Raw genomic sequence first — 3,392 nt, 5'->3', positions numbered from 1 at the left:
TCAGGGTCGTGGTGGTCCATGATCACGACCGAAACGGTAGATGAACAGGATCGAGCCGCTACGATCGGCTACGTCCATAGACGTGCATGCACGTACACGCTATGAATAGAGGCTCGGTCCTCCACAGGCGGCCGCGTCGGGGTGAGCATCCTGCTCGCCGGAAACCCCGGCGTTGGCCGGCCGCCCGTCTCAGGCGCGGGGCGGGCGGCTAGAGCTCCCGCGCGTCGTTCTCAGAGCCCGGCGCGCGGGCCCCCGGGGAACCGTTGAGGGGTGTTCCCCGGTCCGGTCCGGGATGGCAGAGGGGCCGTCCCGGACCACCCTGTCCGTCACGACCCCCCGCCACGGGATCACACCCGCGCCGGACCTCCTGCCCCTACGCTACGTAGCGGCCCAAGGGAGAAGAGTCATGGCACCACCAACCCCCCAGACCGCCGTCCGATCCGGGCGTAACCTCATCGACCACGCTCTACGGGAGCGGCTGGCCACTCGCATCTCGAACGACCATGGATTCCCCTGGGCGTACTGCGCCCGAATCGTGGACCAGACCGCCGTTTTCCTGGCTGGGTGCGCTGTCAGCGACCGTCCGCTCTCCCCCTCGAAGCGCGTGGACATCGGCTGGCACACGTTCATCCTCTACACCGCGGAGTACACCGCTTTCTGCAAGCGGATTGCCGGACGGTACATTCACCACCGGCCCCTCGACGACGGTGGCAGTTCCGAGGGGACTGCCATGTCTCCTGAGAAGACCGCCGAGTTTTTGGCCAGCCAGGGGTTCGAAGTCGACCGGTGGCTGTGGCTGGATGTGGCTCAAGGCCCCGAGGAGCCCGACTGTAAGCAGTGCTGCCGCGGCGATTACGACCACTCGGATGACACGTGAAATAGCCTGATCGGGCTGGGCTGGTCGTCCTGACAGCGCCGCCTCGGCCGTCGCCCCCGCGCCTGGACTACCGGGTGCGGGGGCGTTCTGCTGTCCCGGGGTACACCCGCGCCATGAACCTGCGCGACGTTGCGCGCGCGAGATCGCCATCATCGCCCGGCGAGGAGACGAACGGCACGCCGTACAGATGAAGTGACAACATGCCGTATTGAGGAACATATTTCTCAGCATCCCGCAAAATCCGCTGGAATTGGGGAAGAAGGGGAGAGGTGATACTCTCTCTGCGTCACACCCCGCATATCAACGCGCGGTTCCTGAGGCCTCGGAACCGTCCGAGATTGATATGAGGAGGATGCGATGAGTGAAGGAACCCGCCGCGAGCGCGACTGGGGCTGGCTACTAGCCCAGCTAGGCGTTGCGATCGTGCAGACGATCCTCGCCATAGTGAGGTTCGTCTTGCCGTGGTTCCCGAACAAGTAAGGCCCCCCAGGTAGCTGAGCTACTGAGGGGCCCAACGAGGCGGTCCCGGATGGTTCGTTGCCAGCGACGCCGGGGCCGCCTCTCGTTTGTCGCAATGATCCTATCACAAGAAAATCGTCACTGCCTGCGAAAACACCGCCGCGCTCTAATTCGCGTGTATACGCCAATTAGAGCGCGGCGACTAAAGCTGCTACGTTGATGCAACTCTTCATGGCGTTTAATGGGCTGTAATTGTGCATCCGATGCTTGCCGCCATGTCCTTGCGGGAAAATCCGCGCCAAATTAGGCGCCCTAGTGGACCGTCTCTTGTGTGTCGAGTAACCAGTGGACGCTACCTTCTTGAATCCAAGAAGCTCGCCAAAACCTTCTGCGATAGGCCCTGACATGCGGAAACGCCCCGCACACCGTTGTCGGTGGGCAGACTCAAGACGCCGGGCATGGGCTACACCCCCTCGCCGTCATCGGCCAGGTCGGGCCGTGGGGTGTGGGGGGCGAGCCAGCCGGCGACGGCGGCGACCAGGGCGACGGCCGCCGTGGCGACCTTGGCCTCGGGGCGGACGCGGCGCGGGACGCGCGGGGAGCACCACTCCCCGGGCCTCTGTGTCATCTACTCGGTGGGATCATCCCCGCATGCGCGGGGAGCACCCTCCTCGGAGGACAGCGCGGCGGCTATGTGGAGGATCATCCCCGCATGCGCGGGGAGCACCCTTCACGACCTGCAACTTCACAGGACGTTACCATTTCTTTATAAATGCTGGGAGGGTACTGAACCCTCCAGAAACCCGATACCAGCAACGGCGACCCCATCCCGCTCTCTCCCCCACAACCACAGCACAACGCGTGACCGAAACAGGTTGACCCCTCACCCAAGGAATATAGGACATCACCGCACGGCACACGACGCTCTCACAGGACCCACACCTTCCCCGCATACGCCCACGCCCTGTCGTCTCCCGCTGCCCCCCTGCTCTCCTACCCGCTTAGACGGATCCTGCCCTGCTGGGCGAACCAAGGCCGCAGTGGGTGTTCAAACGCGACGCCGACGAGGGCCCCTACCTGCCCCTCTGGCTGACCTACACGAGTCACGGGCCTTCACCGAACTGGTGGGCACCGTGCACACCGCCCCCTCACGGTGGCCGGAGGAGGTGACGCCCTGGCACCTGGAAGCCGTTGCCGCCGACCTCTGCGAGTGGGTGCGTGACGAAGTGGCCTGGTATCGGTTGGCGAAGTTACTGGCTCACGCGCGCAGGCCCGGCCACATCCCGATGGGCAACCTGAACCTCTAAGCCGACCATGCCCGCCCCCCTGACGGCCGTCTGGGGATCATCGACGTCGAAACGATGCGCCCTACTTGACCGGCATCGGCGGCCTGGTCGTGCTCGCGCACCTGGCCACCGAACTCGGCCACAGATCTGAAGGGGACTTGGACCATGCGCGCGAGCGGCTGTTCACCGCTGGGTGCACCCACCACCACGGCCGATCGAAGCTGAACCAGGCCGGCGGATCACTCAGGTGGTGGTGCCCTCCGGCACGATCATCGGCCTCGAAGGCACCTGAAAACGCGGTCGCCCCGGGTGCTTTCCCAAAGGGTGCTGCGTCTCGTACCGGTGCGAGACGCAGCACCCTTTCAACCCTGCGTGGGATCGGCCGTGCTCTCGTGCGGGTCTAGGACACAGGATCTGCTGGTGTTGGTGGGTTCACACCGCGGCCGGGCACGTCCGTGCTCAGTGGCGACGCAGATCGTCAGACCCTGGATTCGACCTCGCGGATCGGGAGCCGAGAGAGGCCGGGGTCGATGACCACGATGGGCAGGCCGCGAACGTAGACGGGCATCCCCATGGCTCAGGCTCGGCTGCGTTCCCGAATGCGCTGTTGCCCCCAAGGCCCGTCGAGCATCATCTCCAGGCCTGTTTCGTGCCGGGTTCTTTAGAGGCTCGGAACCAACGCTTCGTCCTGCTCTGACACCGATACCTGCTGGTAGAAGTCGTCCTCGAACTCCGCTGGCGGGACCAGCCCGATCTCGCCGTGCAGGCGG

2 protein-coding genes are annotated in these 3,392 nt (G+C 65.0%); one reads left to right on the top strand and one right to left on the bottom strand.

Translation table 11 applies throughout. The annotated features are described in order from the left end of the window. Nucleotides 1–406: 406 nt before the first annotated feature. Entirely contained in the window at nucleotides 407–877 is a 471-nt protein-coding gene (locus ACYVHU_RS26605) for a glycine-rich domain-containing protein (protein ID WP_498949912.1), read from the top strand. A gap of 922 nt (nucleotides 878–1,799) precedes the next feature. Here ACYVHU_RS26605 and ACYVHU_RS26600 read toward each other — a convergent pair. Next, nucleotides 1,800–1,964: a hypothetical protein gene (locus ACYVHU_RS26600; RefSeq protein WP_498949911.1), complete on the bottom strand. Its 165-nt coding sequence runs from the start codon at nucleotides 1,962–1,964 to the stop codon at nucleotides 1,800–1,802. Between the last annotated feature and the right edge of the window lie 1,428 nt (nucleotides 1,965–3,392).

The sequence above is a fragment of the Marinactinospora endophytica genome, assembly GCF_054780875.1.
The sequence above is the reverse complement of the archived record's forward strand: the minus strand, read 5'-3'. Positions and strand labels throughout refer to the sequence as shown.

Coding starts and splice junctions, on each gene's coding strand:
- ACYVHU_RS26605 (WP_498949912.1), top strand. CDS start 407: ATGGCACCACCAACCCCCCAGACCGCCGTCCGATCCGGGCGTAACCTC.
- ACYVHU_RS26600 (WP_498949911.1), bottom strand. CDS start 1,964: ATGACACAGAGGCCCGGGGAGTGGTGCTCCCCGCGCGTCCCGCGCCGC.